This window comes from Pseudocitrobacter sp. RIT415 (assembly GCF_003057695.2).
Taxonomy (GTDB): Bacteria; Pseudomonadota; Gammaproteobacteria; order Enterobacterales; family Enterobacteriaceae; genus Pseudocitrobacter; species Pseudocitrobacter faecalis.
The window spans coordinates 483,313-497,058 of the sequence record NZ_QBJC02000001.1 but is presented as its reverse complement, the minus strand read 5'-3'; the positions used below and the strand labels follow the sequence as shown (position 1 = coordinate 497,058).

Below are 13,746 nucleotides of genomic sequence, written 5' to 3'. Positions count from 1 at the left end.
GGGTTTTGTTTTATTTACCCTGAGATTGTTATGGATTACTTCAGCCTCTTCGGGTTACCCGCCCACTATCACGTCGATACTCAGGCCCTTGCGACCCGTTTTCAGGATCTGCAACGTCAGAACCATCCCGACAAATTCGCCAGCGCAAGCGAGGCCGAACAACTGGCCGCAGTACAACGCTCCGCAACCATTAATCAGGCCTGGCAAACGCTGCGCCATCCGCTGCCGCGCGCAGAGTATCTGCTTTCGCTGCACGGATTTGATTTAGGCAGCGAGCAGCACACGGTGCGCGATACCGCCTTTCTGATGGAACAACTGGAACTGCGCGAAGAGCTGGACGAGATTGAACAGGCGAAGGATGACGCGCGGCTGGAAGGGTTTATTAAACGCGTGAAAGCGATGTTCGACACTCGCCATCAGCAGATGGTGAAAGAATTAGACGATGAAGCGTGGGAGACGGCGGCCGATACCGTGCGTAAACTGCGTTTTCTCGATAAACTGCGCAGCAGTGCTGAACAACTCGAAGAAAAACTGCTCGACTATTAATTTCGGAAGCTCAATATGGCCTTATTACAAATTAGTGAGCCTGGTCTGAGTGCCGCGCCGCATCAGCGTCGTCTGGCGGTTGGCATTGATTTAGGCACCACCAATTCTCTGGTTGCGACGGTCCGTAGCGGTCAGGCGGAAACACTGGCTGACCGCCAGGGCCGTCACCTGCTGCCCTCTGTTGTCCATTACCAGGCACAGGGCCACGTCGTGGGTTATGATGCGCGCACCAATGCCGCGCAGGATCCAGCTAACACGATAAGCTCCGTCAAACGTCTGATGGGCCGCTCGCTGGCTGACATCCAGGCGCGTTATCCGCACCTGCCGTACCAGTTTGAGGCGAGCGAAAATGGCCTGCCGATGCTGGTCACTGAAGCCGGTGTGCTGAACCCGATTCGCGTCTCTGCCGATATCCTCAAAGCGCTGGCGGCGCGGGCAACTGAATCGCTCGCCGGTGAACTTGACGGCGTGGTAATTACCGTTCCGGCCTATTTTGACGATGCACAGCGTCAGGGCACCAAAGACGCCGCGCGTCTGGCGGGCCTGCACGTGCTGCGTCTGCTCAACGAACCGACTGCTGCGGCCATTGCCTATGGCCTGGATTCCGGTCAGGAAGGCGTGATTGCCGTCTATGACCTGGGCGGCGGTACGTTTGATATCTCTATTCTGCGCTTAAGCCGCGGCGTGTTTGAAGTGCTGGCGACGGGGGGGGATTCCGCCCTCGGCGGTGATGACTTCGACCATTTGCTGGCGGACTACATTCGCGAACAGGCGGGTATTCCCGATCGCAGCGATAACCGCGTCCAGCGTGAACTGCTGGATGCTGCCATCGCCGCTAAAATCGCCCTGAGTGACGCTGACAGCGTGACGGTTGAGGTTGCTGGCTGGAAAGGCGACATCACCCGCGAACAGTTTAACGACCTTATTTCCCCGCTGGTTAAACGTACTCTGATGGCCTGTCGCCGCGCTTTGAAAGACGCAGGCGTGGAAGCGGATGAGGTGCTGGAAGTGGTGATGGTCGGTGGTTCAACCCGTGTGCCGCTGGTGCGTGAACGAGTGGGTGAATTCTTTGGCCGCACGCCGCTCACCTCTATTGACCCGGATAAAGTCGTTGCCATCGGTGCGGCGATTCAGGCCGATATTCTGGTGGGTAACAAGCCAGACAGCGAAATGCTGCTGCTGGACGTTATTCCGCTGTCGCTCGGCCTGGAAACGATGGGCGGGCTGGTTGAGAAAGTGATCCCGCGTAACACCACCATTCCGGTGGCGCGTGCGCAGGAGTTTACCACCTTTAAAGATGGCCAGACGGCGATGTCTATTCACGTGATGCAGGGCGAGCGCGAACTGGTGCAGGATTGCCGCTCGCTGGCGCGCTTTGCGTTGCGTGGTATTCCGGCGCTGCCGGCGGGTGGCGCGCATATTCGCGTCACTTTCCAGGTGGATGCCGACGGGCTGTTAAGCGTGACCGCGATGGAGAAATCCACCGGGGTTGAATCCTCAATTCAGGTCAAACCGTCCTACGGTCTGACCGACGGTGAAATCGCCACCATGATTCAGGATTCCATGAGCTACGCTGAGCACGATGTTAAAGCCCGTATGCTCGCGGAGCAAAAAGTAGAAGCAGCACGCGTACTGGAGAGTTTGACCGGTGCTCTGGCCGCCGATGCCGCGCTGTTAAGCGCCGCAGAACGTCAGGAGATTGATGAAGCCGCTGCGCAGCTGCGCGCGGTAGCCGAAGGCAATGATACTGACGCTATAGAACAAGCCATTAAAAACGTTGATAAACAAACCCAGGAATTCGCCGCTCGCCGTATGGATAAATCCGTCCGTACTGCGCTGAAAGGCCAATCCGTGGACGAGGTTTAATATGCCAAAGATTGTTTTTCTGCCCCACCAGGATCTGTGTCCGGATGGCGTAGTTGTGGAAGCTGAGACCGGTGAAACCATTCTGGATGCGGCGCTGCGTAGCGGTATCGAGATTGAACACGCCTGCGAAAAATCCTGTGCCTGCACCACCTGCCACTGCATCGTGCGTGAAGGTTTCGATTCTCTGCCGGAAAGCACTGAAGACGAAGACGATATGCTGGATAAAGCCTGGGGGCTGGAACCGGATAGCCGTCTGAGCTGTCAGGCGCGCGTCACCGACGAAGATCTGGTGGTCGAAATCCCGCGTTACACTATTAACCACGCACGTGAGCATTAACAGAGGATAGTATGGGACTGAAGTGGACCGACAGCCGTGAAATCGGCGAAGCGCTTTACGACACCTTCCCGGATACCGATCCGAAGACCGTGCGCTTTACTGACCTGCACCAATGGATTTGCGACCTTGAGGATTTTGATGATGACCCTCAGGCATCAAATGAAAAAATCCTTGAGGCAATTCTGCTAGTCTGGTTAGACGAAGCTGAATAAGTCACATAACGGGCTGCCTTCGGGTGGCCCGTATTGCTAATACGGCCCGTTTACGAATAAGGATAAATAAATGACCGAAGCGATGAATATTACGCTTACCACGCAGCCCGCCGATGCGCGCTGGGGCGAAAAAGCGACTTATAGCATTAACGATAATGGAATCTCTCTGCACCTCACCGGTAAGGACGATCTGGGCCTGATTCAGCGCGCGGCGCGTAAAATTGATGGTCTGGGCATTAAACACGTAGCATTGGCCGGCGAAGGCTGGAGCGCCGACAGCGCGTGGGCTTTCTGGGCCGGTTATAAAGGGCCGAAAGGCACGCGTAAAGTGGAATGGCCGGAATTGGATGACGCGCAGCGTCAGGAACTCGATAACCGCCTGACCATCATCGACTGGGTGCGCGATACCATCAACGCCCCGGCGGAAGAGGTTGGCCCGTCACAGCTGGCGCAGCGTGCGGTCGATCTGCTGTGTAGCGTCGCTTGTGATCAGGTTTCTTATCGCATCACCAAAGGCGAAGATCTGCGTGAGCAGAATTACATGGGTATTCACACCGTAGGCCGTGGCTCTGAGCGTGCGCCGGTACTGCTGGCGCTGGACTACAACCCAACCGGCGATAAAGACGCGCCGGTTTACGCCTGCCTGGTCGGGAAAGGTATTACCTTCGATTCCGGCGGTTATAGCCTGAAGCAAAGCGCGTTCATGGACTCGATGAAGTCCGACATGGGCGGTGCGGCGATGGTAACGGGCGCACTGGCGTTTGCAATTACGCGTGGTTTGAACAAACGCGTCAAACTGTACCTCTGCTGCGCCGATAACATGGTGAGCGGTAACGCTTTCAAACTGGGCGATATCATTCACTATCGCAACGGTAAAAACGTCGAAGTGATGAACACCGATGCTGAAGGGCGTCTGGTGCTGGCCGATGGCCTGATTGATGCCTCTGCGCAGAAACCAGAACTGATCATTGACGCTGCAACCCTGACCGGGGCGGCAAAAACGGCGCTGGGCAACGATTATCACGCGCTGTTCAGCTTCGATGACGGCCTGGTAAATCGTATGCTGGCGAGCGCGGCTGCGGAAAACGAACCGTTCTGGCGCCTGCCGCTGGCGGAGTTCCATCGTAACCAGTTGCCGTCCAACTTTGCCGAGCTGAACAACACTGCGAACGCCACCTATCCGGCGGGTGCAAGCACGGCGGCGGGTTTCCTGTCTCACTTCGTTGAGAACTATCACAAAGGCTGGTTGCACATCGACTGCTCCGCGACTTATCGCAAAGGCGCGGTAGAGCAGTGGGCCGCCGGCGCGACCGGGCTGGGCGTGCGTACGATTGCGAATCTGCTGACCGCTGAATAAATTATTACCCCTCACCCTAACCCTCTCCCAAAGGGAGAGGGAACTGTTCTGTGCGGTTTTCTCCCTCTCCCTTTGGGAGAGGGCCGGGGTGAGGGGAAAACCGACATTCTGGAACCCACCATGTCCAACACTAAAAACGAATTAGAAACCCTGCTTGAGCAGGCGGCGACCGAACCGGCGCATCGCCCGGCGTTTTTCCGCACGCTGCTGGAATCCACCGTGTGGGTGCCCGGTACAGCGGCGGAAGGCGAACAAATTGTGGAAGACAGCGCACTCGATTTACAGCACTGGGAAAAGGATGATGGCACTTCCGTTATTCCCTTTTTCACTTCGCTGGAAGCCTTGCAGCAGGCCGTTGAAGAGGAACAGGCGTTCGTGGTCATGCCCGTTCGCACGTTGTTTGAAATGACTCTTGGCGAAACGCTGTTCCTTAACGCCAAATTGCCAACCGGGAAAGCGTTCACCCCGCGCGAAATCAGCCATCTAATTGGTGAAGAAGGCAATCCGCTCAGTACCCAGGAAATTCTGGAAGGCGGCGAATCGCTGATCCTGTCAGAAGTGGCGGAGCCGCCAGCCCAAATGGTCGACTCACTCACGACGCTGTTTAAAACCATCAAACCGGTGAAACGCGCGTTTATCTGTTCTATTAAAGAGAGCGCAGAAGGCGAAGCGAATCTGCTGATTGGTATTGAAGCAGACGGTGATATTGAAGAGATTATTCACGCCGCAGGCAGCGTGGCGACCGATACGCTACCGGGCGATGAACCGATTGACATCTGCCAGGTGGTAAAAGGGGAAAAGGGAATCAGCCACTTTATTACCGAACACATCACGCCGTTCTACGAACGCCGCTGGGGCGGCTTCCTGCGTGATTTTAAACAGAATCGGATTATCTAGTTTTGAGGAAGGCCGCCCCGTAGGGCGGCATCCTGCGGCCCGCGTTATTTTACCGGCTCAACCGGCAAGTCATCGCGCGCACCCCATTCACTCCAGGCACCGTCGTACAGCGTCACGTCATCAGCCTCCAGCGTTGCCAGTGCCAGCACAACCACTGCAGCCGTTACGCCTGAACCGCAGCTGGCGACGATTGGGCGGTTGAGGTCAACGCCTGCGCGGTCAAAAATAGCGGTTAATTCATCCACGGTTTTCAGTTCACCGTTGAAGACTAAATCGCCCCACGGCACGTTGCGCGCCCCAGGAATGTGCCCACGACGTAAACCCGGACGTGGCTCGTCGACTTCGGCATTAAAGCGTGGGGCCGGGCGGGCATCGACAATTTGCGCGGTGCCTTCGTGGCTAATCAGCAGCACATCGGTCAGCCGCTTGATCTGCTGAGCGTCGAATTTCACTTCGAAGTCGCCTTCGACCATATCGACATTACCCTGCTCAAGCAGATAATCATCGCGTTGCCAGCCTGCTAATCCCCCCGCCAGAATCGAGACTTTTTCCGCACCAAACGTGCGTAGCATCCACCAGGCGCGCGGGGCTGAGAAGAGATTGCCCTCATCGTAAACCACCAGATGTTTATCGCTACTGACGCCCAGTTCGCGCATGGCGACGGCAAAGGCTTCCGGGCGAGGCATCATGTGCGGCAGGGAAGAGGTGTGATCCGAGAGCGCTTCAATATCAAAGAAGAGGGCATCCGGCAGATGGCCGTCGTGGTATTCTGCGGCCATATCACGATGTTCCTGCCCCGGCGGTGCCATCCGGGCATCGATAATTTGAACTTCCGGGTCGTTAATGTGTTCTGCCAGCCAGTCGGCGGCGACAAAGAAAGAGGTGCTCATATGGGCCTCCATTTATCAGTTGTAAACGAATTGTCGGCGTTTTGCCGGGCAGTGACAAGTTAATGACTCCTGGTATGTGATAACACCGAATAAGTTACTGAATAAATAATTCAGAAAAATACAGTCATTTAAACGTCCGGGGAGGTGGTAAAAGGCCGTTCACGCGTAATACTATTGAGCATTCATGACAAACAGGCTCCATAGCCAGAGGTTCTAAGGATGAAACCCTTCCGTTTGGCGGCACTTGCGCTGCTTGCCGCGTCGACGCTTGCCGGCTGTGATAATAGCGATAAAGAGAAAACCGTTGCGCCTGCACCTGCGGCCACAACGGCTGCCCCTGCTCCCGCAAAACCTGATAGCGCGACGTTAGCCAAACTGGCTCAACAGAATCAGGGCAAAGCCTTAACCCTGCTGGATGCCTCTGAAGTGCAGCTTGAAGGCGCGTCAGCGCTGGTGCTCACTTTCTCGGTGCCGCTCGACCCCAATCAGGATTTCGCCAAAACCGTCCATGTCGTTGATAAAAAGAACGGCAAAATTGACGGTGCCTGGGAGCTTGCCCCAAATCTGAAAGAGTTGCGTCTGCGGCATCTGGAGCCAAAACGTGAACTGATTGTCACCGTCGACCCTGAGCTGGTCGCGGTGAATAAAGAGACGCTGGGCAAAGGCGTCGAAAAAACCATTTCTACCCGTGATATTGCGCCAACGGTCGGCTTCGCCAGCCGCGGCTCGCTGCTGCCGGGTAAAGTGGTGGAAGGGCTGCCAGTGATGGCGCTCAACATCAACAACGTCGATGTCAACTTCTACCGCGTGAAGCCGGAATCGCTGGCGTCGTTTGTTAGTTCGTGGGAGTACCGTAACTCACTGAGTAACTGGGAATCTGACGAACTGCTGAAGATGGCGGATTTAGTCTATACCGGACGATTCGATCTCAACCCGGAACGTAACACCCGCGAGAAACTGCTGCTGCCGCTGAAAGATATTAAACCGTTGCAACAGTCCGGTGTGTATATCGCGGTGATGAATCAGGCAGGACACTACAACTACAGCAACGCCGCCACGCTCTTTACCCTGAGCGATATCGGCCTTTCTGCGCACCGCTATCACAATCGACTGGACGTCTTTACCCAAAGTCTGGAAAACGGCGCGGCGCAGGGGGCGGTCGATGTCCAACTGCTGAACGAAAAAGGGCAAACCCTGGCGCAGGCGAACAGCGATGCGCAGGGCCACGCCACGCTGCAAACCGATAAAGACGCGGCGCTGGTGCTGGCGCGAAAAGATGGTCAAACCACGCTTCTCGATCTCAAACTTCCGGCGCTCGATCTCGCAGAATTCGCCATTGCCGGTGCGCCTGGCTTTAGCAAACAGTTCTTCATGTTTGGCCCACGCGATCTCTATCGTCCTGGTGAAACCGTCATTCTTAACGGCCTGCTTCGCGATGGCGATGGCAAACCGCTGGCGGAACAACCGGTCAAAATCGAGGTGGTGAAACCTGACGGTCAGGTGGTGCGCAGCGTGGTCAGCAAACCGGTGAACGGTCTGTATCAGTTCACCTATCCGCTCGACAGCGGTGCGGCGACCGGGATGTGGCATATCCGCGCCAACACCGGCGATAACCAGCGTCAGGCGTGGGATTTCCACGTCGAAGATTTCATGCCAGAGCGTCTGGCGCTAAACCTGAGCGCCGAGAAAACCCCGCTGGCGCCAGAAGATGAGGTGAAGTTTGGCGTAGTCGGTTACTACCTCTATGGCGCACCGGCCAATGGCAACACCTTACAGGGCAAGCTGTTCCTGCGTCCGCTTCGTGATGCGGTGGCTGCCCTGCCGGGTTTCCAGTTTGGCGATATTGCTGAAGAGAATCTCTCGCGCAGTCTCGATGAAGCCAGCCTGACGCTGGACGAAAAAGGGCGCGGGGAAGTGACTACCTCCAGCCAGTGGCAGGAAGCACATTCCCCGTTGCAGGTCATTTTACAGGCCAGCCTGCTGGAATCGGGTGGCCGTCCGGTGACGCGTCGTGCCGAACAGGCTATCTGGCCTGCACCGGAACTGCCGGGTATTCGTCCGCAGTTCGCCAGCAAAGCGGTGTATGACTATCGCACCGACACCACGGTGAATCAGTCGATTGTCGATGAAGACAGTCAGGCCGCATTTGATATCGTTTACGCCAACGCTCAGGGTGAGCGCAAGGCGGTTGAGGGCCTTCAGGTACGCTTGATCCGCGAACGTCGCGACTATTACTGGAACTGGTCGGAAGATGAAGGCTGGAAATCCCAGTTTGACCAGAAAGACCTGGTGGAAGGCGAAGAGAGCCTTAACCTAAAAGCCGATGAAACCGGTAAGGTCAGTTTCCCGGTTGAGTGGGGCGCTTATCGTCTGGAAGTCAAAGGGCCGAACGACACCATCAGTAGTGTTCGTTTCTGGGCCGGTTACAGCTGGCAGGATAACAGCGATGGCAGCGGCGCGGCGCGTCCGGATCGGGTGACCATGAAGCTGGATAAACCGTCCTATAAACCAGGAGACACCATCAAGTTGCACGTTGCCGCACCGGCGGCGGGCAAGGGTTACGCGATGGTGGAATCGAGTGAAGGCCCCTTGTGGTGGCAGGAGATAACCGTTCCGGCGGAAGGGCTGGATCTCTCCATTCCGGTGGATAAAAGCTGGAATCGTCATGACCTCTATTTGAGCACGCTGGTGGTGCGTCCGGGTGATAAATCCCGTTCCGCTACACCAAAACGCGCGGTCGGTGTACTGCATCTGCCGCTCGGCGATGAAAACCGCCGTCTCAATATCGCCCTTGATGCGCCTGCGAAAATGCGCCCAAATCAGCCGCTGACGGTGAAAGTGAAAGTCGATCGCAAAGAAGGCGCTGCACCGAAACAGGTGAATGTACTGCTTTCGGCGGTGGACAGCGGCGTGCTGAACATTACTGATTACACCACGCCGGATCCGTGGCAGGGCTTCTTCGGCCAGAAACGCTATGGTGCGGATATCTATGATATCTACGGCCAGGTGATTGAAGGGCAGGGACGTCTGGCGAACCTGCGCTTTGGTGGTGATGGTGACGAACTGAAACGCGGCGGTAAGCCGCCGGTTAACCACGTCACCATTATCGCGCAACAGGCCCAGCCGGGAACGCTTGATGAAAATGGTGAAGGCACTGTCACTCTGCCAATCGGCGATTTTAACGGCGAGTTGCGCGTGATGGCGCAGGCGTGGAGCGATGAAGATTTTGGCAGCAGCGAAGATAAAGTGGTGGTTGCCGCGCCGGTCATTGCTGAGCTCAACATGCCGCGCTTCCTGGCGGGTGGCGATACCGCGCGTCTGACGCTCGATATCACTAACCTGACGGATAAACCGCAGACGCTGAACGTACAATTAGCCGCAAGCGGGCTGATTCAACTGGAAGGCGCCCAACCCGCACCCATTACGTTACAGCCGGGCGTGCGCAATATTCAGTTTGTGCCAGTCAGCGCGAAAGAGGGGTTTGGCGACGGTCAGGTGGATATCACGGTAAGTGGCCTGACATTACCGGGTGAAACGCTGCCACCGGTGAGTAAATCCTGGAAGCTGGGCGTGCGCCCGGCCTTCCCGGCACAGACGGTGAACAGCGGCGCGGCGTTGCAGCCGGGTGAAAGCTGGAGTGTGCCGCAGGGCTATCTGGCGAATTTCTCCCCGGCAACGGTGCAGGGGCAACTGCTGCTGAGCGGCAAGCCGCCGCTGAACCTGGCGCGCTATATTCGCGAGTTGAAAGCGTATCCCTATGGTTGTCTGGAGCAGACTGCCAGCGGTCTCTTCCCATCGCTGTACACCAATGCGGCGCAGCTCAAAATGCTCGGTATTACCGGCGACAGCGATGAGAAACGCCGCGCGGCGGTGGACGTTGGGATCTCCCGTATGCTGCAAATGCAGCGTCAGGATGGCGGTTTCGCGTTGTGGGATAAAGAAGGCCCCGAAGAGTACTGGCTGACGGCCTACGCGATGGACTTCCTGGTACGCGCAGTCGAGCAGGGTTACAGCGTGCCGGCAGACGCCATCAACAAAGGCAACAACCGTCTGCTGCGGTATTTGCAGGAGCCAGGGTTGATGACGATGCGCTACAGCGATGATAACGCTGCCAGCCGCTTTGCTGTGCAGGCTTATGCCGCGCAGGTGCTGGCGCGTCAGCAGAAGGCGCCGCTTGGCGCACTGCGCGAAATCTGGGAACGTCACGCACAGGCAAAATCCGGCCTGCCGCTGATGCAGCTGGGCGTCGCCCTGAAAGCAATGGGTGACGCGCCGCGTAGCGAAGAAGCGATTCAATTGGCGCTGAAAACACCGCGTGCAGACACACCTCGTTGGATTGGCGATTACGGCAGCGCGCTGCGTGATAACGCGCTGATGCTGGCGTTGATGGAAGAGAACAAGCTACTGCCAGATGCGCAGAACACGCTGCTGCAAACGCTCTCTGAACAGGCATTTGGCGAGCGTTGGTTATCCACCCAGGAGAGCAATTCGCTCTTCCTGGCGGGGCGGGGTCTTGCTGATTTACCGGGCAACTGGCAGGCACAAACGTCGCTGGATGCCGCGCCGTTGCAAAGTGATAAAGCACAAACTCGTAATCTGGATGCAGACCAGTTGGGCGCGTTGCAGGTGACGAATAGCGGCACCCAGCCTCTGTGGTTGCGCCTCGACGCAACCGGGTATCCGGAGTATTCACCGGAGCCGGTCAGCAACGTGTTGCAGATTGAACGCCAGATTCTCGGTACAGACGGTAAACCTAAAGCCATCTCTTCACTGCGCAGCGGTGACCTGGTTCTGGTGCGCCTTGAGATCAACGCCAGCCAGAACGTTCCGGATGCACTGGTCGTTGATATGCTGCCTGCCGGGCTGGAGCTGGAAAATCAGAATCTGGCAAACAGCAGTGCCAGCCTTGCGGATAACGCTGGTGAAGCGCAGAACCTGATCAACCAGATGCAACAGGCGGATATTCAGCATATGGAATTCCGCGACGATCGTTTTGTGGCAGCCGTTGCCGTCAATGAGAACCAGCCGGTCACGTTGGTTTATCTGGCGCGTGCGGTGATGCCGGGAACCTATCAGTTGCCGCAGCCACAGGTGGAGTCAATGTACGTGCCGCAGTGGCGTGCGACCGGCCAGGCGGATGGCCCGCTGATCGTTACGCCGTAAGATGTGGTTGTGGTCTGTGTTTAAACGCCGCTGGCTTTGGCTGGCGGCGAGCGCGGTGGTGGCGTGGCTGGCGGTGCTGGGGGCCGATCGACTTTGGCCGCTGCCGTTACATGAAGTCACGCCCGCCCGCGTGGTGGTCGCACGGGATGGCACACCGCTATGGCGCTTTGCTGACGCCGAGGGAATCTGGCGTTATCCGGTCACTATCGAAGAGGTGTCGCCGCGCTATCTTGATGCGCTGATCCAGTATGAAGATCGCTGGTTCTGGGATCATCCCGGTGTTAACCCCTTGTCCATACTCCGTGCCGCCTGGCAGGATCTGACCTCCGGGCGCGTGGTCTCAGGTGGCAGCACGCTTACCATGCAGGTGGCACGCCTGCTGGATCCTCATCCTCGTACTTTCGGCGGTAAATTTCGTCAGCTCTGGCGTGCGTTACAGCTGGAGTGGCATCTGTCAAAACGCGAGATTCTCACCCTCTACCTCAATCGTGCCCCTTTCGGCGGCACGTTGCAGGGCGTGGGCGCGGCAAGCTGGGCCTATCTGGGTAAACCGCCGGCACAGTTGAGCTATGCCGATGCTGCGCTGTTGGCCGTGCTGCCGCAGGCTCCCAGTCGTTTACGCCCGGATCGCTGGCCGGAACGCGCGCAGGCGGCACGCAATAAAGTGCTGGCCCGCATGGAAACGCAGCAGGTGTGGCCCGCGCAGGTGGTGAAAGAGGCGAGTGAAGAGCCGGTCTGGTTGTTCCCACGGCAGATGCCGCAGTTGGCGCCGCTCTTCTCGCGCAAAGTGCTGACGATGAGCAAAGCCGAAAAAATCACCACCACGCTCGATGCCGGGTTGCAGCGTCAGCTGGAAGAGATGGCGCTTAACTGGAAATCGCGCCTGCCGCCGCGCAGTTCGCTGGCGATGATCGTCGTGGATAACAGTACAATGCAGGTACGCGGCTGGGTGGGATCGGTAGACATCAGTGACGACAGTCGATTTGGACATATCGATATGGTGTCGGCGATCCGATCGCCGGGATCGGTATTGAAACCGTTTGTGTATGGTATGGCGATGGATGAAGGGTTGATCCATCCTGCCTCGCTGCTTCAGGATGTTCCGCGCCGGGTGGGGGATTACCGACCTGGCAACTTTGATAGCGGTTTTCACGGCCCGGTAAGTATGAGCGAGGCGCTGGTGCGATCGCTGAATCTCCCAGCGGTGCAGGTTCTGGAAGCCTACGGCCCGAAACAGTTTGCCGCGCGTCTGCGAAACGCCGGTCTGCCGTTGATATTGCCCGCTGGCGCGGAGCCGAATTTATCGTTGATCCTCGGCGGGGCGGGGGCGAGGCTTGCAGATATCACTGCCGCCTATAGCGCTTTTGCGCGTCATGGTAAAGCAGGGCGCTTACGTTTACTTGCGGACGATCCGCTGGTGGAACGCCCGCTATTGTCGCCGGGATCGGCGTGGATCATCCGTCGTATTCTGGCGGGAGAAGACCAACCGATGGCGGATGATTCGCTGCCGCAGGTGGTTCCGCTGGCATGGAAAACCGGCACCAGCTACGGCTATCGCGATGCGTGGGCCGTTGGCCTGAATGCGCGTTACAGCATCGGTATCTGGACCGGCAGGCCAGACGGCACGCCCGTTGCCGGGCAGTTTGGTTTCGCCAGCGCGGTGCCACTATTGAATCAGGTCAGCAATTTGTTGCTTTCCCACGCCAGTACGGGGAAAAACGGATTACCGACCGACCCACGTCCTGCTTCGGTGAGCGGTGGAACAATATGCTGGCCGGGTGGGCAGTCGCTGCCTGAAGGCGACGCGAACTGCCGCCGTCGTCTCGCCACCTGGCTTTTGGACAACAGTCAGCCGCCCACGCTGCTGTTGCCGGGTCAGGAAGGTATTCGTGGTATTCGCTTCCCGGTTTGGCTGGATGCGCAGGGCAAACGCGTCGCAGCCGATTGTCCGGATGCGAGGCAAACCACTCTGGATGTCTGGCCGCTGCCGCTGGAGCCCTGGCTTCCCGTCAGCGAGCGACGCGCTGCCAGACTCCCTATTGCTTCAACCGTTTGTCCGCCGCAAGTTTCACCGGACGCGCCGCCATTGCTCCTTTCGGGCGTGCGTGAAGGCGCGGTGATTCAGCGTGCACCCGGCGAGTCGCAGGTTACCCTTGCGTTGCAAACCAGCGGCGGAGAGGGACGACGCTGGTGGTTCGTGAATGGTGAGCCTCAGGAGAGCGCCAGTAGCCGTTTTACCCTGGTATTGCATAAAGAAGGTCAATATCAGCTGGTGGTATTAGATGAAGCGGGGCAAATGGCTACGGTGCATTTCTCATTTAAATCGGGATCCCAGCTTTGACTGGAAATTATTCAGAACAAGGGGCAGACCAGGAACTATCAGAGTTATAAGTAACTCGTTAATATTTGACGGCTTTGTCGCATCATTTCTTCTTAATTGACTTTATCTGACCCTAACCCGCCTTCCTGACGTAACAA

The 13,746-nt window shown here is 57.4% G+C and carries 9 protein-coding genes; 8 read left to right on the top strand and 1 reads right to left on the bottom strand.

The window, feature by feature from the left end; all coding sequences use genetic code 11:
- Positions 1-30 precede the first annotated feature (30 nt).
- From hscB to sseB, 6 genes are all read left to right on the top strand, one after another.
- Positions 31-546, top strand: a complete 516-nt coding sequence (hscB, locus tag DBY68_RS02195; protein WP_108473387.1) for a co-chaperone HscB — start codon at positions 31-33, stop codon at positions 544-546.
- A 15-nt stretch (positions 547-561) separates the two neighbouring features.
- Positions 562-2,412 carry a Fe-S protein assembly chaperone HscA gene (hscA, locus tag DBY68_RS02190; protein WP_108473388.1) on the top strand — a complete coding sequence of 617 codons (1,851 nt, stop codon included), beginning with the start codon at positions 562-564 and terminating at the stop codon, positions 2,410-2,412.
- A 1-nt stretch (position 2,413) separates the two neighbouring features.
- A complete protein-coding gene (gene fdx, locus DBY68_RS02185) occupies positions 2,414-2,749 on the top strand; it encodes an ISC system 2Fe-2S type ferredoxin (RefSeq protein ID WP_015963427.1) in 336 nt (111 codons plus the stop codon).
- 11 nt (positions 2,750-2,760) lie between these two features.
- Positions 2,761-2,961, top strand: a complete 201-nt coding sequence (gene iscX, locus DBY68_RS02180) for a Fe-S cluster assembly protein IscX (RefSeq protein WP_015963428.1) — start codon at positions 2,761-2,763, stop codon at positions 2,959-2,961.
- A gap of 70 nt (positions 2,962-3,031) precedes the next feature.
- The gene (pepB, locus tag DBY68_RS02175; protein WP_108473389.1) at positions 3,032-4,318 is read left to right on the top strand and encodes an aminopeptidase PepB; all 1,287 of its coding nucleotides are present in this window, start codon (positions 3,032-3,034) and stop codon (positions 4,316-4,318) included.
- Positions 4,319-4,438: 120 nt separating this feature from the next.
- On the top strand, positions 4,439-5,215 hold the full coding sequence (sseB, locus tag DBY68_RS02170; RefSeq protein WP_108473390.1) for an enhanced serine sensitivity protein SseB: 777 nt from the start codon (positions 4,439-4,441) through the stop codon (positions 5,213-5,215).
- A 44-nt stretch (positions 5,216-5,259) separates the two neighbouring features.
- Here sseB and sseA read toward each other — a convergent pair whose 3' ends face one another.
- Complete coding sequence (gene sseA / locus DBY68_RS02165; RefSeq protein WP_108473391.1) at positions 5,260-6,105, bottom strand: 3-mercaptopyruvate sulfurtransferase; 846 nt, start codon at positions 6,103-6,105, stop codon at positions 5,260-5,262.
- A gap of 219 nt (positions 6,106-6,324) precedes the next feature.
- Between sseA and DBY68_RS02160 the strand changes: the two genes are divergently transcribed.
- Together DBY68_RS02160 and pbpC are read left to right on the top strand one after the other, a co-directional pair.
- Positions 6,325-11,268: an alpha-2-macroglobulin gene (locus DBY68_RS02160; RefSeq protein ID WP_108473392.1), complete on the top strand. Its 4,944-nt coding sequence runs from the start codon at positions 6,325-6,327 to the stop codon at positions 11,266-11,268.
- Position 11,269: 1 nt separating this feature from the next.
- Positions 11,270-13,609, top strand: coding sequence for a peptidoglycan glycosyltransferase PbpC (pbpC, locus tag DBY68_RS02155; RefSeq protein ID WP_108473393.1), 2,340 nt, complete (start codon positions 11,270-11,272; stop codon positions 13,607-13,609).
- Positions 13,610-13,746 lie beyond the last annotated feature (137 nt).